Below are 20,229 nucleotides of genomic sequence, written 5' to 3' on the forward strand. Positions count from 1 at the left end.
TTACGATGGAGAATACGCCAATGATCCGAACCTGTCCCCTGTTCCTGCTTGCCGCTCTCGCCGCCCTGCCGCTCGCCGCGGCGCCGGGAGACTCCGCCTTGACCCCGTTTTACACGGACAGCACCTTCAACGGAAAGCTGGAAACCACTGCACGGCGCCTCCCTTCGCCCGGAACCCCGCGCGACAGCAACAACAACGACACGGCCGGCTACATGGATACGCAGGTGCAGACGCAGCTGCGGCTCGACCTCGGCGACAAAGTCGACAGCGTTCACTTCATCCGCGACAACAACGATCCGCTCGTCGTGACCAAAACCTACGTGCTCAAGCATGCCGAACCGTATGCGCTGCGCACCTATCTGCGCGAGATGGTGCAGACCAGGCGGGTCTCCGGCAGCAATACCGCGGTCGAATGCCTGAAATTCGAGGACGGCGTCGGGCTTCTGTTCGTCTCCGCCGAGGAATACCGTTTCAAGGACAGCGAAAACGGCATGGGCATCGACGCGATCGTCGAGCGGCTCGACAGGCCGGGGCTGCTGAACAGTTCCGGCCAGCCGAAGTACGTCTATTTTCCGGCCAACGTTCCGGCCGCCGTCCTTGAAAACATGGTGAAGAAGGTCGGCATGAACGTTTCCGACGACCCGGCCGAGCTGATCGGCGGCAAAGACAAAGTCAAGCTCGATCCGGAACTGAACTGTCTCTTTTTCAACACTGCGAGCTACTCGCGCAAAAACATCGAGGAGATGCTGCGCCGCTATGACGTTCCGCTCCCGGAAATCCGCATCAGATTCAGTGTCTATGAACTTTACGCCGAAAACGATGAAAAGCTCGGGTTCGACTTCCAGGCCTGGAAGAACAACGACGGCATGGACTTCTTCAGCACCGGCGGCCGCTACCGCGACAACTGGGCCGCGGCCTATGGCGGAACCATGGCGGAGGCGCAGGGATCGGAACGCACGAGCTTCTACAATTTCAACCCGAAGTGGAACTCGCGCTACCTCGACTTTCTCGCCAGCCGGGGAAAAGCGAAGATCGCGCACTCCGGCGAGGTGACGGTGCGCCAGAACACGACGAGCACGCTCGAGCGGCTGACCCAGCTCTTCTATATGGATACGACGGTTCCCGCGCCGGAAACCGAAAAACAGTCCGACGACTGGTATGCGAAGCTGTTCGACTCCATCCTCGCCGCCTTCAGCAAGAAGGAGCAGAAAACCGAAATCGCAACCGGCAGGGACAATCAGGAGAGCGTGACCCGCGATCCGAACGCCTTCGGATTCAGCCTGACGGTGAAGGCGCTCTCCATTGCGCCGGAGGCGGCGATGCTGAAACTTACGCTCAAAAATTCCTCGCTGATCGGTTACCAGTCGACCGGAGCGCCGCGCATCCAGGAGGGGAATACGGTCACAACCGACGTCATGGTCTCGACCGCCCGGAACCGGTTCGTGATCGGCGGCCTGGAGAAGCGCGAGATCGTCCGCGGTTCGACGGGGGTTCCGTTTCTGAAGGACATCCCCGGAATCGGCTACCTGTTCCAGGTCGAATCGGAGTCGACCCGCAAATCCCGGATGGTGCTGGTCGCCGAATGCGAATACACCGAGCCGGAGAGCGTCACGCCGGAAGAAACGCAGCAGCAGTTGAACGACATCCGGAACGACGTCGCCGGCGCCGGCGGCCGGAACCAGTACTTCTACGGCCAGTACGGACTCGACCGGTAAAAGAAAAACGCGAGACACCGCACCTGCGTCAAGACGGCCAAGCCGTCAACGGTCATAGAAATTTGTCTGCCGCAGATTTTTGTGCGGGAACTCCGCCCGGGCCGGTTTGAGGCGCTGCCTCAACCTCCGCACGCGCTCCCCTGCGGCAACAGCGTAAACCCGAGCGTCTTCAGCACGGCAGCCGTCTCCGGCCTCCCGCCCCTCACCCGGAACGCCGGATATTCACGGCGAATCCGGTAATGTCCGCGCTGCGGCTCAAAACCCGCCGGGTCACTCCGCAGCTTCCCGTCGTCCAGGCCGATATCGTATGTGTGCAGCAGTGCCTGCGCAACCTGCTCCCGCACGGAAGCGCCCATTTCAAGCTCGATTTCCGGAGTTTCCGGCTCCGGCAGCCGTTCCGGCCGCCATTCAGCAAGCCCGGGAATGCCGAAGAATGCCGCGACCGCCTGCACCGCCATCGCCGTCCCGTTCGCCTTCCCATCGGTCGAATACCCGGCGATATGAGGCGTCCCGATCCGCACCAGGTCCAGCAGCTCACGGTCGATTCCGGGTTCGTTTTCCCAGACATCAAGCACGGCGGCGGAGATTCGGCCGCTCTTCAGCGCCGCCTTCAAGGCGGCCGTGTCGACCACTTCCCCGCGCCCGCTGTTGAACAGCTGCGCCCCCGACCGCATCAGTTCCGGAAACCCCGCATCGCAGAGATGAAAGGTCGGGTGAGCGCCGTCGCGGGTCAGCGGCGTGTGAATCGTCACGAAATCGGCTTCCGCCAGCAGCTCCGGCAGCTCCGTGAATCCCGTGCTCCCCTCCCGCTCAGCCCGCGGGGGATCGTTCCGCAGCACCCGCATGCCGAGCGCTTCCCCAAGCGCCGCGACTTTCGAGCCGACATTGCCGACTCCGATCACGCCGAGCGTTTTTCCGCATAATTCCACTCCGGACGAAACCAGGGCGCTGCCGATATACTGAGCGACGCTCGCGGCATTGCAGCCCGGCGCATTGCGCCAGGCGATTCCGGCCCGGCGCAGATACGCCGTGTCGATATGGTCGTAACCGATCGTGGCGGTCGCAATAAAACGGACGCGCGACCCGGCCAGCAGCGCTTCGCCGCAGCGGGTCCGGGTCCGGGTAATCAACGCATCCGCATTCTTCACATCCGCCGGGGCGATCGCACCGCCCGGCAGGTAGGTCACTTCCGCAAACGGTTCAAGCGCTCCGCGCAGAAACGGGATTTTATCATCGGCAACAATTCTGAGTTTCATCATCCTCCGTCCGGCAGTCGGGTTGGTTCGACCGGCCGCATTGTTTACCATAATACCGCCTTCCGGCAAAATCAACCCCCGGCCGACGGCCAAAGCAGAGGAATCCGGGGAGTAAGGCGCTTCAGAAGTTATTCCGGTGAAATCCGCCCCAGCGGTATTCCGGAGTCAGTTCCGTATGCTCCGTCGTGCTGACGTGCCCATCCATGAAGCAGACGTTCGCCAGGGTGCAGCCGCCGTGGCGGAAGGCCACGATATCGGTATTGCCGTCTCCCGTAATCTCTTCTCCGCTCTGAATATAGCGCTGACGCTTGCTTTCGTTGGAGCTGTATACGTGCCAGTCCGTCGAATCGGTGAAGGCGACCCGCTCGGCGGGACGGACGATCCGGCTCAGTTTATATGCGACGATCCGGTCGCCCAGCCCGCCGTTCACTCCGGCCCAGGAGATGACGATGTCTCCGCTCGCCACCGCGTAGCTGCGGTAAATCGGCGAAAGTCCGTCAATTTTATGGCTCCCCAGCGCGGAAGTCGCTTCGGGGCAGATCAGACCCGCGTCGGTGCTGTTTTCCACATAGTTGCCGCTGGCGGCAATGTTTCGCAGCGTTCCGCCCAGGAACTGCCGGAACGCCAGATTGTTGACCCAGATCCGGTCCGTGGACGCGTCGGAATGATAGCTGACCGGAACCCAGTATCCGCCGAAGCTGTCGGCGTAAAACACACCCGCCATACCGTACTGCTTCTGAATGCCGGCGCATTTGATCCGCTTCGCCCGGCCGCGCGCCTGATTCAGGGCCGGAAGCAGCATGGCGGCCAGAATGGCGATGATTGCAATTACCACCAGCAATTCGATCAGTGTAAATTTTCGTATTCTCATATTCCTCCATTGTTTTCGGGTACGTTCTGTAAAAATCCTTTGTTCAACAGCATATTGATCAACTCGTCGATATCGTTCCGGGCGGATTCCGGGACTCCGGCGAACCGCTGCCGCAGCATCTCGAAGATACCTTCCCGCCCGACCCCGGCCGAAGCGCCTTCCCAGATGGCTTTCGCCACGGGATTCAACCCGTAGGATTCGCCGGTTTCGGCGTTGAACAAAATTGCGCCGATCTCCTTTTCATCGCGGTAAATTGCCGAAAAACCGGCCCGTGTCATGACAGCACCTCCAATTCCTTCCAGAATTCCCCGGTCAGAGAACACTCCAATTCGCCGACCGGCACTTTGCGGACCGCCCCGAACGCGAAGTCCACCGCGGCTTCATTCAGGGAACGCCAGAAACTGTTTCTTCTCCCGGCCCGCCACATATGGTTCAAATCGTAAAACTGCCGGTAGAGGATCTGCACCTGCTCGGCGGGCGGCAGGCCGTTCACCCGCTCCCGGTCCGAATGGCACAGCCGGTAAATCCCCGACAGCCGGACCGTCTCGCCGATGCGGACCGGATGCAGCTCCCCGGAAACGAACTGGCTCCAGGTCGGCAGCGGCTGCGCAAAATACGCTCCGCCGACGTTCGAAATCAGCACTGCATCGTCGCAAAGCGCCCGCCACGGCGGCGGAATCCGCCGGGCGCAGGTGCTTTTCCCCGCTCCGGAAGGGCCGCAGACCACAATGCCGCTGCCGTCCCTGGCCAGCAGCGCACCGTGCGCCACAACCGCCTCGCGCTTCAGCAGCTGCGGCAGAAAACCGTACCAGACGATGCGCGGCAACAGCGGCAGCAGCTCGTCGGAACCGGTGCGGTGCAGCAGAAACTCAACCACGCCGTCCGGCCTCCGCCGCACCGAAGCTTCCGGACTCAGGTGGATCAGCTCCTCCCGCCGCCATCCGGCCGGAAAGTCCGGAGTCCGCGGAGCGCATCCGACCGACACCTGCGCCGCGACCGGCAGCATACCGGGGAGCATTTCGGGAATAACCACTTTTTCAATCAGCTCCAGACAGCAGCAGGCGGCCTCCCCGCTGAAGCGCCAGACTGCTTTCGTTCCGCCGGCCAGCCGTACTTCGAGAATCCTCACTTCCATTCAAGCCTTTCAAAATCAAAATCGGGAGCTGCCTCCTGATATTTTTTCAAACAGTAGGGCGTGGCTCGCCCGCAATGGTCGAAGCAGGCGCCCGCCGGACGGCAATACCGGTTGTATCCGCACTCCGCGCAGACCGGGAAAGTCTCCGCCGGGTCGCAGTCGTGTTCACGCATTTCAAGCAGAACGGGCGAATTGCGCCAGACGTCGATGATCCGGTCTTTTCCAGCCCACCCCAATACCATATGGGAAATATGGTTGCACGGCGTAATGGCGCCGTCCGCCCGGATCGAAATCCGCTCCAGCTGCGCCGGACAACGCAGGAGGGAAGCTCCGGTCAGCTCCCGCCGGTCGAGAATGTCCTTCCAACGATTCGCGACATTCGTGAAGGCAGCCTTCTTCACGAGGAACCGCTCCGGAAAGGCCGCGTGAACCCGCTTGACCTCGACCATCGACTGCAGCTGTTCCCGCATGGAGAGCAGATGCCCGCTGTCGTCGTCACTCTCCTTGCTGCTGAAGTGCTGCGCCCAGTTGGCGGAGACCGCAGGGATGCCGGTCTCTTCGAGCAGGCAGCGGACGGTCTCCATCAGGGTTCCGAGATTGTGCTTCCCGATGGTGATCCGCACCTGTGCCCGAAGCCCGTGCTCCCGGAGGATGCCGATCGCCCGGACGGCCCGGGCGAACGAACCTCTGCCGCGAATCGCGTCATGCACCTCCTCCACCCCGTCCACCGAAATCTGGACGCTGTTGCAGCGGCCGGACTCCTTCAACATGACGGCATGTCTGTCCTCGAAAAAGTAGCCGTTGCTGAGCAGCGAAAACCGCATATTGTTGCGGCACACTCCCTCGATCAACTGCGGCAGATCTTCCCGGAGCAGCACCTCGCCGCCGGAAAGAATCACCTTGAGCATCTTCATCTGCCCGAATTCGGCAAAGACATCGAGCCACTCGCCGGTGGTCAACTCCTCCGGAGTCTCACAGGCGCTGTTCCGAAAATAGCAGTAACCGCAATGCAGATTGCATCTCGCAGTCAACGCCGCCTCGGCATAATATGGAGCGGAAAGAGGCTGCATATCAATAATTATTATCCTTCCGGTGGAGTATCATCCGTTGCGGCTCCACATGGTTCAACAGGGTTGCCATCGACTCCTCCAATACAACTGTCCCCTTTGATAATCTGCGCCATCCAGTGTTCAAAGTCGATCAGTTCCGGTTTTTCGTAAACTTGCTTTCCATCCGCTTCCTGCATTTCCGTTCATCGCTCCCCTGTTTGTTCTTCACCGAAAATACGCTTGATTCAGTTTTCGCATCCCTGCGCATTATCTTTCGATGCAAAATATTCACCGTTGATGTTCATATTGTACAATATCATGATTGAACTTTCCGGCAACGGCTGACAGCATGACGGTTGCTTTCATTGAAACACCTGCTTTTTGAATTGATTTGCAAAAGTCAGAATATCATCAGATATCCATTCCATATTATTATAACACTTTTTCATTCTTTTTACAGATGATATCCTGACTTTTTTACTGATGATTACCGAAAAAGCATACTATTGTCATACTTTGCTGACGGAGAGCGTATTGTTCTCGGCGAGGCCGAATTTCCACTGCCGGTTCGCATCCACCCAGGCGTTGAGCCCCAGGTCCCACTCCCCGGCGACCCCGTTGAAGTAAACGGTGTTTCCGCTGTTGTTCCATCCGCCGATGACCGAGGCGCTGCCGCCCGCGATCACCGTCGCGGCATTGAAGCCGGCCGTATCGAAATCGAGGTTGAAGGTATCACCGGAGAAACCGCCGTTTCCGGCATCCCACGTCAACGCCGTTTCGCCTTCCGCCAGTTTGAAGTTCCACGTGTTCACCCCGACCATGTAACTGCCCTGACCGGTGCTCCAATGCACCCGGCTGCCGGAAATCGTCACCACATCAAAGTAGGCGAAGTTGGCTGTAATGGTCCCGGTGAAATCGGTCAGGTTCAGGAACCGGGTTCCGCCGATGCCGCCGCCCTGTCCGGTTGGCGCACCGCCACCAATAAATGAGCCGGCAGCGAAAGTCAGATTATCGCCCAACCCTTTGATTGTAATGCAGGTATCACCGGTAACAGTGGCGAGACCATGGCCGCCGCCGAAGATAGATTTGCAGCGGACTGCGCCGGCGGAACAATCCACCGTGATATTGGTATTACCGTAAATAACTGCATGAGCGCCTGTCGCAGAATCAGCATTACCGGCACCGAAAACGGACCCGACCGTTCCGCCATCAATGATGATTTCCGTATCTCCGTAGATAAGCGCTCCGGCTCCGGAGGAAGCGGAATAGCCTCCGCCATAGATAAAACCCGTGCTTCCTCCATTGACAATGATTCGCGTTCCGCCGTAAACAACATTGCTTCCGCTGCCAACGCTGTGCCCGCCACCCAAAACCGTACCGACAGAACTTTCACGATCAATCGTAATCGTTACACCTTTTCCCGTCATACCGGAAGTCCCAACAACAGCCGTACCGTTTGACGTACTGCGGCCGCCACCGAAAATTCCAACGCTGCTGCGATTAAAACCGTCCAACTGAATTTCAGTTCCTCCGGTTAACCTGGAATATCCGTTCGCGCCGGCATAACCGCCGCCATAAATAAAGTTTGTATCGGCACTGCCGGTTACTGTAATTAAACCCTTTCCATAATTGATCGCAATACCGCCAAGAGCATATCCCCCGCCGTAAACCAGACCGGTTCTGGCGGTGGAGGCAATGGTGATGACGGAATTTCCATATACCGCGGATTCGCCCCCGTTGACGCCATATCCGCCGCCGGTGATGGTGCCGAGCCGGCTCGCTCCCGAAACCGTCAGCGCGACACCGGCGAGATTTTCCGCCGTTCCGATCATGGAACGCGCTCCGCTGCCGGTCGCCCAACCGCCGAGCATCGTGAAACCGGTGTTGACCGTTCCGGCCAGGATCAATTCAGAACCGCCTTCAACAACAACGGCAGCTCCGGTCCCGGATGCATATCCGCCGGCGAAAAGGATATCAGACATTCTGACACTGCCGATCGTGAGGGTCGCCTTGCCGGTAACCGTGGTGGTTCCCGCCGCCGTGCGGTAACCGCCGACGTAGATCCGGCCCGACGAAGCTCCCGCCCCGGCGCCGTTGTTCTGCAGATTCAGCACCACGTCGCCGTAAACCGTCGCGTTTCCGGCGCTGGAGGCGTCGTTGCAGGTGCCGAGCACGATGTTATATGCCTGGTTGCAGACCGCGGAATTGATGTTGACCGTGATCGCGTCCCCGGTTTTCGTCGCCGTGTTGACATCCCCGGTGCCGCCGGCGTAGATGAATGCACCCGCCGCATCGCAGCCGGCCGCGATCGTGATGACGATTCGGCCGAACACCGCACCGCTGCAGCCGCCTCCGTAGATATCGCCCCTGAAGTTCGCGTTGACCTCGACAGCGGCGTTGCCGGCCACATTGCCGTTTTTTCCGCCGCCGTAGATGTCGCCGTCGACCGACGTATTGAGCACCAGCCGGGTGTTGCCCGTCACCAGGCCGCCGCTGCCGCCGGCGAATGCTTCTCCGGTGATGTTTCCGCCGGCGATCAGGAGCACGGCGTCGCCGTTGACCTGCCCGCCCCTGCCGCCGCCGTAGACGTTCGTCACGGTTCCGCCGGAGATCCGGACTGTCGTGCCGCCGTCGACCGCCGCATTCCGGCCGCCGCCGTAAACATCGCCGTTGACCACAGCATTTTTGTTGTTCAGATCGACCACGGCGCCGTTCGACACGACTGCGCCGTTGTCACCGCCGCCGTAGATGTGTCCCGAAATCCGGACCGTCCCATCCGAGGTGAAATGAAACAGCGTTCCGCTGCCGACCGTTCCTCCGGCCCCGGTGCCGCCGCCGAAGATATTGCCGAGGTAATCGCCGTGTCCGAGCGTAATTTCCGTCCTGCCGGCCACTGCTCCGCCGTTGCCGCCGCCGTAAACGTCACCCGTGACTCCGCCCCAGTTGCCGGAGTCGCCGGCCAGAATCCACACTTCCGCGTTGCCGGTCACATCGCCGTTGCGCCCGCCGCCGTAGACGCTGCCGGCAAGCTGCGTCCAGTTGGCCGAAACGACCGTGTCCCCCCGTACGTCCGCCGCATTGCCGCCGCCGTAAATATCCGCGGTCGGCGTACCGCCTGCAATGGTCACCTTCGCACCGCCCTCGACCACCGCACCCGCCGCGCCGCCGCCGAATACGGCGCTCGCGCGCAGGTTGCCGCCGACCTTCACCTCGGCGCCGTTCATGACGGAGGCCGCCGAACCGGAACCGCCGCCGTGAATGCCGCCGGCGGTTCCGCCTGCGGCATTCACCATCGTGCCGCCGCTCACGACCGAATTCCGGCCGCCGCCGTAAACATCGCCGGCAATCACCGCGTTGCCGTTGCTCAACCCGACCGCGGCGCTCCCGGTCACGGCCGCTCCGCCGTTGCCGCCGCCGTAAATATCGCCGGTCACCTTCGGCGTCCCCCCCGACAACTGAACCAGCGTCCCGCCGCCGACCGTCCCGCCGGCGCCGTTGCCGCCACCGTAGATATTGCCGAGATAATCACCGTGTCCGAGCGTAACCGCCGTATCGCCGGTTACGCCGCCGTTGTTGCCGCCGCCGTAGATTTCGCCTTCGAAGCCGCCCCAGTTGCCGGAAACGCCCGCAGTGATTTCGACTGACGCATTCCCGGTAACTGTTCCGTTGTTGCCGCCGCCGTAAAACGCGCCGGACATGATCGCCCAATAAGCCGACACGAACGTATTGCCCTGCACATCCGCCGCGTTGCCGCCGCCGTAAAAGCTGCCGGAGAGCGTTCCGCTCTGCAGCAGAATCTGCGTACCGCCGTTCACAGCCGCACCGTCCCGCCCGCCGCCGTAGACATTCCCCCGGATATCGGCGGCCGAAACGGCAATCTGCGTGCCGCCGTTCACCGTCGCGCCGTTGCGCCCGCCGCCGTAAATATCGCCGGACACCGCGGTTCCGGCGACGGAAAGTTCCGTGCCGCTGCCGACCAGCGCTCCTGCCCCGTTGCCGCCGCCGTAGACATCCGCCTTTAATTGCGCAATATTCCCGAGGGAGACAACGGCTTTGCCGTCGACCTCGCCATTGCGCCCGCCGCCGTGGAATGAAACCGTATCCGGCATCACGATGGCTCCGCCGAGGTCGAGCAGGGTGCTGCCCGTCACCTTCGCATGATTGCCGCCGCCGTAGATGTCGCCGCCGATGTTCCCGGCCCTGACGCGGACAACCGTGCCGCCGTTCACAGCCGCACCGTCCCGCCCGCCGCCGTAAACGGTTCCGGCCACGCTGGCGAGGGAAGCAGAAACGAGAGTTCCGCCGTTCACAGCCGCACCGTCGGCGCCTCCGCCGTAGACATCGCCGTTCATTGTTCCGCCATTCAGAAAGACGTTCGTCCCTTTGCCGACATTCGCGGCGGAGCCGTTGCCGCCGCCATAGACGGTTCCGGTCACGGCGCCTTTCAGCGAAAGGGCCGTTCCCCCGTGTACAGCACCGTTATAACCGCCGCCGTACACGGCAGTCCCGGAGAGATGGGTTCCGACTTCCTGATCGAACCGGGTGCCGCCTTTCACCGTCGCGGCATCACCGCCCAGATAAAGCTCACCGATGATATTCGAATTCCGGTACGTGTAGACATACGTGTCGCCGCCGACTGTCGCGCCATTGCGCCCGCCGCCGAAAACTTTGCCGACGATCGTGGTGCTGCCGTCGGCCGAAGCGCCTATGATAAGGCTCGTGCCGCCTTTGACCAGGTCGGCCGTTCCCTCGCCGCCGCCGTAAACGATGGTTTCGAAGGTTCCGGTATTGTAGAGCCCGATCTTCGCATTGCCGTCGACCGTGGCATTGCTGCCGCCGCCGTAGATGCTGCCGACACCGGCGTAGGAACCGGATACTCCGGAAACGATGACATAGGTGTCTCCTCCGATTATCGCGCCGTTGCGCCCGCCGCCGTAGACACTGCCGACGGCTTTGGCATAAGAGAACCGGACCAGCGTGTTCTTTTCAACAACCGCACCGTCGTCACCGCCGCCGAAAACATTCCCGTAGGTTCCGGTCGAAATGTTGATCGATGTTCCGGCCATGTAACTGTCGGCTTCGCTGACGTCATAGGCGGCTTCGTTCCAGACCGTGCTGCCGGCGCCCCGGCCGCCGCCGAACAGGCAGCCGGAGAGCGTTACCGCCTGGCCGCTTACCCAATAGCAGACCGCCTGCGTAACGCCGACACGGGCGTTGCCGGAGGAGCCGTCGCCGCCGAGATAAACCGTACCGTGCGTGCCGCCGGTTACATGCAGATTGACGGTCCCGATATCGGAAGCACCGCTGCCGCCGCCGAACGCAGTCGCCACTTCCCCGCCCGCCAGGATGAAACCGGCCTCATCGCCGATGCCCTGACCGCCGTACAGCGTCTTGATTTTCGCATAATTCGTAACCGTCAGCGACGGATGGACTGAGCCGTTGACCTCCACATAAACGGTGTTCAGGATCGAACTGCCGATGGTGATCTGCCTGGTCTGGCTGGAGAAACGGATTCCCGCGACTGCGGATGCATCGACGTCGCCGCCGCCGGCGTTTCCGCCGATCCGGATCTGCTGGATATCCGGAAATACGTAAACCGTGCCGCCGACGGGAGCCGCCAGAACCGCCTTCTGGATCGTGAGGGCATTGTCGCCGTAACCGCTCGCGGCGGAAAACACCAACCGCGTTTCGCCGACGGGCCGGTCAACGGTGATCATCCACGCCGCCCCCGGAGAAACGACAAATTCGTAAGGCGCGGCATAATCGTGGATATCACCGGCCGGATTCGCATGGCTTTCACCGAGCAGGTGACCGGCCTCGTGGGCGATCACCGAGATGACCTGCTCGATGCCGCCGGTGATATTGTCGGTCAGGACATAGGCGTTGTCGTTTGCGATCCGATTGCCATTGCCAATCGTCTCCGCGATACCGGGAAAGGTCCCGTACCCATCGAATGCATCGGTCGAACCGACGTAGATGATCGACCTGTTACCCATGTCTTCCGGGAGGGAAATTGCGAAAACCACATTGTCATCCGCGCAGAGTTCGTTCAGTGAAGCGATGATATATGCCTGTTCTTCTTCGGAGAAACCGGCGCTGTCCATGCGGATATCGCTTAGCGAGAGAAATTCATTGCGGAATTCCAGCCCGCTGCCGCCATCGAAATCGACGAGAAAATACCGGCGCCGTTCCGCAGAATCAGAAATAAAAATATCTTCATTCCTGTTTTCAATGATTCCGATCTGGTCGCCGAAAAGATGTTTTTTTGTGATGTTCAGCATATTCCACCTGCTTATGTAATTGAGACTCCGCCAAAAGAAATTCGATGATCGGATGATAGAAACAATATATACATATTAAATATAATATCAAGAGTGAATCAATGATAATATTGATATTTTTTACTGTTTTAAAACAAAAAAATATGCAGGTAATACGCTCAAACAAGCCTGATTATTTAAATATAAAAATAAGGAATTCACAATTGTTAATTTTTATTATTTACAGGATTAACACGTATAAACAACTGAGTTGTCAGGTGATATCAAAATCCATACCAGCCGGCCGCCATGAAAAATTCAATCGTTTGCACGTGAAATGAACAATATATGTTTCTAAGAAAAAAATCGATCAAAAAATAATGTATGAAATAAATCGCCATTCCGATAATCATAAACCATATTGCCACAAAATCATATCTTGAAATAAAAACGAAGAAATATGCCGCCGGCCGCTTCGGATGCAGCGCAGACGCGAATATTCGGAAGTTCAGGGGTCGCCTGAAAGACCGGAACAGGGCGAACAATGTGAATGCCGCCCGGCATCGGGAAGCTCAACAGGAGGACGAAAGGAGGACCGCACTGCCGCAGAGGGAGAGAGCCGGCCAAAAAACGGCCATGAGGAAAATCCGGACGGCTGCCGCCCGGCATTGCATCAATTGTTGCTGAGAATGACCAGCGCTTCGGGATCGCCGGAAGCGGCGGCGGCTTCGATCAGTCGGCTTCCCTCGGCTTCGTCCTTCTCCACGCCGGTTCCGGTCAGGTAGCAGATACCGAGCTCGCGGACGGCGTCGAGCTGTCCGACCGCCGTCGCCGTCTTGAACCAGAACACCGCACCGGCGGCATCCGGCTCCATGCCGATTCCCTTCAGGTGGCAGCGGCCGAACGCATACTGGCCGTCGGCATCCCCGGCCCGCGCCGCAATGCCGTAGAGCTCCGCGGCCCGCACCGGCTCCGGGTCGCTTCCGATGCCGAGCTCGGCGCAGCGGCCGAGCTTCACGGCCGCCGACAGATAACCGGCGTCGAACGCCTTGCGGTAAAGCGCCAGCGCTTCGGAAATCGACTGCGCCACCTGATCGCCGTTCAGGTAGTAATCGCCCAGCCGCACCTGCGCCCGCGCGCTGCCGGCCTCCGCCGCCTCCCGGACAAGCCGGAAGGCGCGGACCGGATCGGGAGCGACTCCGAGCCCGTACTCGTAAGCCGCGGCCAGCGGAACCTTCGCATCGGCGCTGCCGAGCTTCACGGCACGCTCATAACATGCCACCGCCTCCTTTGCGTCGCCGGCTCCTCCGACGCCATCCTCATAACAGGCAGCCAGCATCAGCAGCGACTCGACGTCGCCTGAATCCGCCGCCCGGGTCAGCGACTGCCGCGCCTCCGTGCCGCAGCTCTGCCGCAACGCGGCATCCCGCAAAATCATCCGCCCGAGCTCCCGGTCCGCCGGAAGATAGCCGGTTCCGGCCAGGTCGCGCAGAAGCCGCAACGCGCCGGCGGGGTCGGCGGGCGTTCCCGGCAGCGTCTCCTTCTCCTCCGCTTCGTCGGGAATTCCGGAAATCATCAGCAGCGCCTTCCGGAGCCGCGCCTCCGGCAGCCCGCCTTTCGCGGCCTCATCAAAACAGCGGCCCGCCCGCACCAGACTCGGGTGCTCGACCCCCCACCCCTTTTCATAACATACGCCGAGATTGTAGGCGCCTTCGGCACTGCCCAGTTCCGCCGCCCTGCGATACCAGTAGACCGCCAGCACCGGATTGCGCGGACGGGCGTCCGTGCCGAAGAAGAACTCCGACGCGAGCTTCAGCTGCGCCGCCGTATCGCCCGACAACGCCGCATTGCGGAGCGGGTCGTCCTTCTCCTGTTCCGCCGCAGCCGGAAAAACGACAAGAAAAAACAGCGGAACGAGCGCATACAGCCAGTGTGACCGCATCTTCATCGTTCCGCCGTTTCTCCGTCGTTTTTCCGTTATTTCTCCGGATTATCTGGCGCTGCCCTTCAACGCTTCGACTTCCGCCTTCAGCGCTTCGAACTTTTTCTGGAGCTTTTCGAAACGGCTCGGCAGCGTGTGCCGCGCCATGAATTCCCGCTGCGACTCCGCCGGAGTCCCGAGCGCGATGGCGCCGGCCGGAAGGCTCTTCACGACGCCGCTCGTGCCGGCGACCTGAACGCCGTCGCCGATCGTAATGTGGCCGTTGATGCCGGCCTTCGCGCCGAGCACCACGCCGCGGCCGAGCTCTGCGCTGCCTGCGATGCCGGTCTGCGCGACCAGGATCGAACTCTCGCCGATCACGACGTTGTGCGCGATCATGACCTGATCGTCAACTTTCACGTTGCTCTTGATCCAGGTCCGTCCGAAACGGGCACGGTCGACCGTCGTATTCGCGCCGAGCTCGACGTCGTCGTCGATCTGGACGATACCGGTCTGCGGCACTTTAACCAGCCCCTGCGGACCCGGCACAAAGCCGAAGCCGTCCGCGCCGATCACAACGCCGGGGTGAAGGATGCACTTGCGCCCGATCGTGCAGCGGTACATGACCGTCACATTCGGGTAGAGGATCGTCCCCGCGCCGATCTTGACCTGATGGCCGAGATAGCAGCCTGCGCCGATCACGGCGCCGTCGCCGATTTCAACGCCCGGCTCGATCACCGCGTTCGCGCCGACCGTCACCCCCTCGCCGAGCTTCACGTCGGAAGCGACGACCGCCGACGGATGCACGCCCGGCTCAAAAACCGGCGGCTTCTCGGCAAACACCGCCACGACGGTCGCAAACGCGTAATCGACGTGATCGGTCACGATCAGCGTATGCTTGTCGCTCGCCGCGGACTCGAGATCGGAGCAAACCAGAATCACGCCCGCCTCCGTCGTCTCGAACTGGTGCTCATAGCGCTTGTTGCCGATGAACGACAGCTGGTCGCCCTTCGCCTCCTTGATGCCGGCGACGCTGTGGACGACGCGCCCGGGCTCCCCGACGACCTTGCCCTTGATCATCTCGGCAATTTCCGCGGCGGTGAGTGTAAGCTGTTTCATGATGTTCTCCCTTTCCAAAACTCTCTCTGGTAAACTCTCCGACGCCGGCAGCGGTCACTCCGGCTGCGGCTCCGTCTTTTCGCCCGGCTGCGGGGCGGCCGCGGGTGCGGCCTCCTTTTTCTCCGCCTCCGACATCGTGCGGTTCAACTCGCGGATCACGGCCTCCGTCAGATCGCAGGAGGCCGGAAAACGCAGCACCGTCGGCTGCTCGTTCATCGTCTTCCCCGACGAATCGAGCACGAAAGTGAACCCCTCCGCCGCGGCGCGCCGGTCGATCTCCTTATAGATATCGGCAAAGACCTCCTCGCGCTTTTTCTGCTCGGCGTCGCGCATGGTCCGGAGGCGTTCGGCCGCATAGAGCTTCAGTTCGGCCTCCTTGGCCGCGACCTCGCGCGCCTTGACCACGGCATCCGCGCCGGCTTTGGAACGGTCCGCCTCGCTCAGGGCCGGATTCCGGGCTTCCTCCTGCAGCTGCTCCGCCTGCTTGCGGAGCTGAACGAGCAGCCCCTGCTGCTTGACGAAGTAGTTGCGGTAAACCTCCGCCTGCTGCTTGAACGCGTCTTCGGCGATCCGGCTCTTGCGGTATTCGCGGAACACCTTTTCGAGGTTCACCACCGCGAAGCGCTGAACCTCGGCCGCCTGTGCGGCGATCCCGGCGCACAGAAACGCCGCCAGAAGCAGAAGCCCGACCGGAGTGCGCCTGCTCATTTTCAGTTCCCCGAATAATTCGGCGCGTCCTTGACCATCGTGACGTCGTGCGGATGCGCCTCGCGCAGGCCGGCCGCCGTGACCCGAACCATCTTCGCCTTCCGCTGGAACTCCGGAACCGTGCGGGCGCCGCAGTAACCGAACGAATAGCGCAAGCCGCCGACGAACTGAATGATCACATTCGCCACCGGGCCGCGGAACGGGACCATGCCTTCGATGCCCTGCGGCACAAGCTTGCATTCGTCATCGACATCGTCCTGTCCGTAGCGTTCGCGGCTGCCCTTGCCGGTTTTCATCGCGGCGAGGCTGCCCATGCCGCGGTAGATCACGTAGCTGCGTCCCTGGTGAAGCGTGACTTCGCCGGTGCTTTCGCTGGTGCCGGCCAGCGCCGACCCCATCATGACGCACGATGCGCCGACCGCGATCGCCTTCGCGACATCGCCGGACTGCTTGATGCCGCCGTCGGCAATGACCGGAATGTCGGACGGAACCGCCCTGGCGACCTCGTAAACCGCCGTGACCTGCGGCACGCCGACGCCGGCGACCACGCGGGTCGTGCAGATCGAGCCGGGCCCGATGCCGACTTTGATGCCGTCCGCGCCCGCATCGGCGAGCGCCTTGCCGGCTTCAGCGGTCGCAATGTTGCCGGCGACCACATCGACCCGGCCGCCGTAAATGTTCTTGAGCTCCTTCACCGTCTCGATGACGCCCTTCGAATGGCCGTGGGCCGTGTCGAGCACGAGAACGTCGACGCCGGCATTGACCAGCGCCTCGGCGCGCTCGAAATCATAAGGACCGATTCCGGCGGCGGCACGGAGCTGGTGATGGTCGTCGCGGTTGTAATCGGGCTCCTCCTTCGAGATCAGGGTCTTGACGTCGAGGAAGCTGTAAAGCCCGGTCAGCCTGCCGTTCGCATCGACCATCGGGAGCTTGCCGACCTTGTTTTCGAGCATGATCCGGTAAGCTTCCTGCATCGACACGCCGTCTCTGGCGATAACCGGCTTCTTCGTCATCACATCGCGGATTTTGATCCGGTAATCGGTCAGGAATTTGATGTCGCGGGCCGTGATGATGCCGACGAGCCCGCCGGCGGCGTCGACGATCGGGAAACCGGAGAACGAGTACTTCCGGGCGCGTTTTTCATTCATCATCTCTTCGACGGTCTGGTCCTCGCGGAAAACCACCGGAGTCCGGATGATGCCGTTCAGATAGTACTTGACCTTGCGGACTTCGTCGGCCTGGCGTTCGACCGGCAGATTCTTGTGAATCACGCCGATGCCGCCGAGCTGCGCCATGGCGATGGCCATCGCGCTTTCGGTCACGGTATCCATCGCGGCGCTGACGAACGGGATGTTCAGCTTGACGTTCCGCGAGAAGCGGCTCGAGACGTCCGCGTCGTGCGGCAGGAAGTCGGCGTACTGCGTCACCAGTGAGATGTCGTCGAAGGTAAGTCCTTCGAATTCGAATGCCGCCATGAATTTGTCGATGTAGCGTTCCATTTGAAATCGGTCTCCAATCGGGGCTTGGAAGGGTTGATATAATGTTACTGTGTAATATACATCTTTTTCCCTCGCCTTACAAGGAGTTTTTTCGGCTTTTTTCGCTTCCGAACCGGATTATTCTGTTGCGTTTGGCATAAAGTTGAAGTATATTGTAGAGTATTCTCTTGTGCCTGCCGCACGGCATATCGCTCCGGCCGGCCGTTTTTTATTATTCAGAACCGGAAAAATCGGAAAAGAATCGGAACGGCAGATGATCGATAACAGCTTTCGCATTGCGGCCCTCCGCGAGGGCGTCCACGAAAAACCGCATCCGGCCGGCGACCGGCCGCTGCGGATCGCGGCGGCGCTCGCGCTCGCCTACCGAATGTGAAGCCGCATCGTCCGCAGGAACCGCCGCCGCAATCCATCCGCCCCTTGACGGGCATTTTCTGATAAGGAGTTCAACAGGATATGAACACGGAAAACTTTTACGTCACCACTCCGATCTATTACGTCAACGACAAGCCGCACATCGGCCACGCCTACACGACCGTGCTGGCCGACGTGCTCGCCCGCTACCACCGTTCGCTCGGCGACGAAACCTTCTTTCTGACCGGTACCGACGAGCACGGCCAGAAGGTCGAAAAGGCCGCCGCGGCGCGTCATCTCGACCCGAAGGCGCACTGCGATGAAATGGTGCTGCGCTTCCAGTCGCTCTGGGAACGGCTCGGCATCACGAACGACCGTTACATCCGCACGACCGAAGAATTCCACAAGCGGGTGGTCCGGCAGATTCTGCAGGAACTTTTCGACCGCGGCGAAATCTACAAGGCCGAATACACCGGCTGGTACTGCGTCGGCTGCGAGCGCTTCTTCACGGAGAAGGATCTCGTCGACGGCAAGTGTCCCGATTGCGGGCGGGAGGTTTCGGCCATCGTCGAATCGAACTATTTCTTCCGCATGAGCAGCTACCGCGAATGGCTGATCGAGTATATCGAAACGCATCCCGACTTCATCCAGCCCTCGTTCCGCGCGAACGAGACGCTCGGATTCCTGCGGAAAGGGCTCGGCGACCTCTGCATCAGCCGCCCGAAATCGCGGTTGTCGTGGGGAATCGAGCTGCCGTTCGACCCGGACTACGTCTGCTACGTCTGGTTCGACGCGCTCATCAACTACATCTCCGGCGTCGGCTACCTGCAGGACGACGCGATGTTCGAAAAGTGGTGGCCGGCCAGCTACCACCTGATCGGCAAGGACATCCTGACCACGCACAGCGTCTACTGGCCGACCATGCTCAAGGCGATCGGCCTGCCGATGCCGAAGACGATTTTCGCTCATGGCTGGTGGCTGACCGGCAGCACGAAGATGTCGAAGTCGCTCGGCAATGTCATCAACCCGATGGATATGGTCGACCGCTGCGGCGTCGATGCGTTCCGTTACTTCCTGATGGCAGAAATGTCGCCCGGCAACGATGCGAACTTCACCGAGGAGAGCTTCGTGGCACGCTATAACAGCGATCTGGCGAACGACCTCGGCAATCTGCTGAGCCGTGTGCTCAAAATGACGCTGCGCAGCACGGACGGCGTGATTCCGCCGCCCGGAGCGCCGACTGCCGACGAGGAGGAGCTGAACAGCGAAGTCTCCGCCGCGATCGACGCGATGGAAACCAGTCTTGCGGCGCTGAAATTCGACCAGGGCATCGCCGCGGCCATGAACGCAGTCCGCGCCGGCAACCGCTATATGGAGAAAACCGCGCCGTGGACGCTCGCCAAGAAAGGCGAAACGGAACGGCTGAACACTGTGCTGTACACGGCGGCGAACGCACTGCGGCAGATCTCCGTGCTGCTCTACCCGGTCATGCCGGAAAAGATGGCCGAGCTGCGCAGGGCGCTCGGTTACGTGGGCGGTGAACTGAACGACGCGAAGATCTCGGATCTGCGGACGCGCAAGAGCGATCTGGCCGGCCGCAAGGTGGTCGATACGGCCGGACTTTTCCCGCGTATCGACGAGAAGGAAAAGGAGAAAGCCAAGACGGCCCCCAGACCGGCCAAGGCGAAAAAGGCGGTTCCGGCCAACGTGGTCGAACTGATCGGCATCGAGGATTTCGCGAAGGTCGAACTCCGCACCGCAAAGGTGATTGAGGCGGAAAAGGTGGAGGGGGCGGACAAGCTCCTGAAGCTCCAGCTCGAGGTCGGGACGGAAAAGCGTCAGATCGTCTCGGGCATTGCCCAGTGGTATGCGCCGGAGACGCTGGCGGGCAAGACGATCGTGATCGTGGCGAACCTGAAGCCGGCCGTGATTCGCGGAGTCGAGTCGAAGGGGATGCTGCTGGCGGCGAAGACCGGCGGCGAGCTGCGGCTGGTGACGGTCGACGGCGAACTGCCGACCGGCGCGCAAGTCGGGTGAAACCGCAGAAAAGGTCCTGAGGCTGCGCCTCAGGTCGGCCCGTGCGAAGCACCTGTTCCGAAGAGCGCAATGAAGTCGCGGCGCTTCGAATATGTGTGAGCGAAGGCGGCTGAAGCGGTCAGGGAGTCTATCGCATCGAATCCCGGCCGACAGGGAATGCCCGGAGTCGCAAACCCTGTTGAAATGCGGGCTGTCAATTGTTACAGCCCCGGGGAGACACGCCCTTTCGGGGCGTGGTCTTTATGCGCATTTGCGCAACAGATCGTGCGAACTCCCCCGTCCGAATCTCCGATTCGGTTTGCGGGCCT

13 protein-coding genes are annotated in these 20,229 nt (G+C 61.0%); 2 read left to right on the forward strand and 11 right to left on the reverse strand.

Annotated elements, in window-relative coordinates; translation table 11 throughout:
• Nucleotides 1–20: 20 nt before the first annotated feature.
• Nucleotides 21–1,715: a type II secretion system protein GspD gene (locus FYJ85_RS04280; RefSeq protein WP_206212965.1), complete on the forward strand. Its 1,695-nt coding sequence runs from the start codon at nt 21–23 to the stop codon at nt 1,713–1,715.
• A 119-nt stretch (nt 1,716–1,834) separates the two neighbouring features.
• On the opposite strand, the gene pdxB is transcribed toward FYJ85_RS04280, so the two are convergent.
• The 11 genes from pdxB to guaB form a co-directional block, all read right to left on the reverse strand.
• The gene (gene pdxB / locus FYJ85_RS04285; protein ID WP_206212966.1) at nt 1,835–2,974 is read right to left on the reverse strand and encodes a 4-phosphoerythronate dehydrogenase PdxB; all 1,140 of its coding nucleotides are present in this window, start codon (nt 2,972–2,974) and stop codon (nt 1,835–1,837) included.
• A gap of 118 nt (nt 2,975–3,092) precedes the next feature.
• Nucleotides 3,093–3,842 carry a prepilin-type N-terminal cleavage/methylation domain-containing protein gene (locus tag FYJ85_RS04290; RefSeq protein WP_106053936.1) on the reverse strand — a complete coding sequence of 250 codons (750 nt, stop codon included), beginning with the start codon at nt 3,840–3,842 and terminating at the stop codon, nt 3,093–3,095.
• Nucleotides 3,839–4,120, reverse strand: coding sequence for a PqqD family protein (locus FYJ85_RS04295; protein WP_106053935.1), 282 nt, complete (start codon nt 4,118–4,120; stop codon nt 3,839–3,841). Before FYJ85_RS04295 ends, FYJ85_RS04290 begins: the two co-directional genes overlap by 4 nt.
• Nucleotides 4,117–4,977 (reverse strand): hypothetical protein, encoded by an 861-nt coding sequence (locus FYJ85_RS04300; protein WP_154417092.1) that lies wholly within the window; start codon nt 4,975–4,977, stop codon nt 4,117–4,119. Before FYJ85_RS04300 ends, FYJ85_RS04295 begins: the two co-directional genes overlap by 4 nt.
• Nucleotides 4,968–6,047: a radical SAM protein gene (locus FYJ85_RS04305; RefSeq protein WP_154417093.1), complete on the reverse strand. Its 1,080-nt coding sequence runs from the start codon at nt 6,045–6,047 to the stop codon at nt 4,968–4,970. Before FYJ85_RS04305 ends, FYJ85_RS04300 begins: the two co-directional genes overlap by 10 nt.
• Before the next feature lie 11 nt (nt 6,048–6,058).
• Complete coding sequence (locus tag FYJ85_RS04310) at nt 6,059–6,223, reverse strand: hypothetical protein (RefSeq protein ID WP_154417094.1); 165 nt, start codon at nt 6,221–6,223, stop codon at nt 6,059–6,061.
• Nucleotides 6,224–6,535: 312 nt separating this feature from the next.
• The gene (locus FYJ85_RS04315; RefSeq protein WP_154417095.1) at nt 6,536–12,307 is read right to left on the reverse strand and encodes a beta strand repeat-containing protein; all 5,772 of its coding nucleotides are present in this window, start codon (nt 12,305–12,307) and stop codon (nt 6,536–6,538) included.
• Nucleotides 12,308–12,959: 652 nt separating this feature from the next.
• Entirely contained in the window at nt 12,960–14,234 is a 1,275-nt protein-coding gene (locus tag FYJ85_RS04320) for an SEL1-like repeat protein (protein ID WP_154417096.1), read from the reverse strand.
• Nucleotides 14,235–14,276: 42 nt separating this feature from the next.
• Nucleotides 14,277–15,326: a UDP-3-O-(3-hydroxymyristoyl)glucosamine N-acyltransferase gene (gene lpxD / locus FYJ85_RS04325; RefSeq protein ID WP_154417097.1), complete on the reverse strand. Its 1,050-nt coding sequence runs from the start codon at nt 15,324–15,326 to the stop codon at nt 14,277–14,279.
• Nucleotides 15,327–15,380: 54 nt separating this feature from the next.
• Nucleotides 15,381–16,034 carry an OmpH/Skp family outer membrane protein gene (locus tag FYJ85_RS04330; protein WP_106053930.1) on the reverse strand — a complete coding sequence of 218 codons (654 nt, stop codon included), beginning with the start codon at nt 16,032–16,034 and terminating at the stop codon, nt 15,381–15,383.
• 2 nt (nt 16,035–16,036) lie between these two features.
• Nucleotides 16,037–17,533: an IMP dehydrogenase gene (gene guaB, locus FYJ85_RS04335; protein WP_177994962.1), complete on the reverse strand. Its 1,497-nt coding sequence runs from the start codon at nt 17,531–17,533 to the stop codon at nt 16,037–16,039.
• A 453-nt stretch (nt 17,534–17,986) separates the two neighbouring features.
• On the opposite strand from guaB, the gene metG reads away from it, so the two are divergent.
• The gene (gene metG, locus FYJ85_RS04340; protein ID WP_154417098.1) at nt 17,987–19,921 is read left to right on the forward strand and encodes a methionine--tRNA ligase; all 1,935 of its coding nucleotides are present in this window, start codon (nt 17,987–17,989) and stop codon (nt 19,919–19,921) included.
• Nucleotides 19,922–20,229: the final 308 nt, after the last annotated feature.

Source organism: Victivallis lenta (assembly GCF_009695545.1).
GTDB classification, from domain to species: Bacteria; Verrucomicrobiota; Lentisphaeria; order Victivallales; family Victivallaceae; genus Victivallis; species Victivallis lenta.

What these genes read in the sequence shown, in the direction of transcription:
- FYJ85_RS04330 (WP_106053930.1), bottom strand. Translation starts at nt 16,034, where the DNA reads ATGAGCAGGCGCACTCCGGTCGGGCTTCTGCTTCTGGCGGCGTTTCTG.
- pdxB (WP_206212966.1), bottom strand. Translation starts at nt 2,974, where the DNA reads ATGATGAAACTCAGAATTGTTGCCGATGATAAAATCCCGTTTCTGCGC.
- guaB (WP_177994962.1), bottom strand. Translation starts at nt 17,533, where the DNA reads ATGGAACGCTACATCGACAAATTCATGGCGGCATTCGAATTCGAAGGA.
- FYJ85_RS04310 (WP_154417094.1), bottom strand. Translation starts at nt 6,223, where the DNA reads ATGCAGGAAGCGGATGGAAAGCAAGTTTACGAAAAACCGGAACTGATC.
- FYJ85_RS04315 (WP_154417095.1), bottom strand. Translation starts at nt 12,307, where the DNA reads ATGCTGAACATCACAAAAAAACATCTTTTCGGCGACCAGATCGGAATC.
- FYJ85_RS04295 (WP_106053935.1), bottom strand. Translation starts at nt 4,120, where the DNA reads ATGACACGGGCCGGTTTTTCGGCAATTTACCGCGATGAAAAGGAGATC.
- metG (WP_154417098.1), top strand. Translation starts at nt 17,987, where the DNA reads ATGAACACGGAAAACTTTTACGTCACCACTCCGATCTATTACGTCAAC.
- FYJ85_RS04320 (WP_154417096.1), bottom strand. Translation starts at nt 14,234, where the DNA reads ATGAAGATGCGGTCACACTGGCTGTATGCGCTCGTTCCGCTGTTTTTT.
- FYJ85_RS04300 (WP_154417092.1), bottom strand. Translation starts at nt 4,977, where the DNA reads ATGGAAGTGAGGATTCTCGAAGTACGGCTGGCCGGCGGAACGAAAGCA.
- FYJ85_RS04305 (WP_154417093.1), bottom strand. Translation starts at nt 6,047, where the DNA reads ATGCAGCCTCTTTCCGCTCCATATTATGCCGAGGCGGCGTTGACTGCG.
- FYJ85_RS04290 (WP_106053936.1), bottom strand. Translation starts at nt 3,842, where the DNA reads ATGAGAATACGAAAATTTACACTGATCGAATTGCTGGTGGTAATTGCA.
- FYJ85_RS04280 (WP_206212965.1), top strand. Translation starts at nt 21, where the DNA reads ATGATCCGAACCTGTCCCCTGTTCCTGCTTGCCGCTCTCGCCGCCCTG.
- lpxD (WP_154417097.1), bottom strand. Translation starts at nt 15,326, where the DNA reads ATGAAACAGCTTACACTCACCGCCGCGGAAATTGCCGAGATGATCAAG.